Here is a 357-nt window from a genome sequence, read left to right as displayed (position 1 = left end):
CGGCTGCGCAGCCGGACGCTGCCGGCACGTCATCGGCCCGGGACAGCGGCTCGATGGCTGGTATGCCGATGGGCACCACGCCGCCGGCTGGCGCGCCGATGGGCGATGACGATCACGCCGCGCATCACCCGGACGCGACTGCCAGCATGCCGGCTTCGAGTGGTGCATCGATGGCCGGTTCCATGGGCGGCATGATGGCCGGTTCCATGGGCGGCATGATGGGCGGCATGATGGGCGGCATGATGGACGACATGATGCGCGGCTGCCGCGGAGACGAGTGCGGTCGGGATCGGCGCCTCAACAAGCTGCTGTATCCGCAGCTGATGGCGCTGCCGGATCTACCGCCGGAGCGGCGCG

1 pseudogene is annotated in these 357 nt (G+C 70.3%); it reads left to right on the top strand.

The features are described 5' to 3' along the window. Window positions 1-98: 98 nt before the first annotated feature. Window positions 99-357 (top strand): annotated as a pseudogene (locus IEG05_RS23145) (hypothetical protein); the annotation flags it as partial.

The sequence above is a fragment of the Stutzerimonas kunmingensis genome (assembly GCF_014764705.1).
In the GTDB taxonomy this organism is placed as follows: Bacteria; Pseudomonadota; Gammaproteobacteria; order Pseudomonadales; family Pseudomonadaceae; genus Stutzerimonas.
This window is presented reverse-complemented; position numbering and strand designations above follow the sequence as displayed.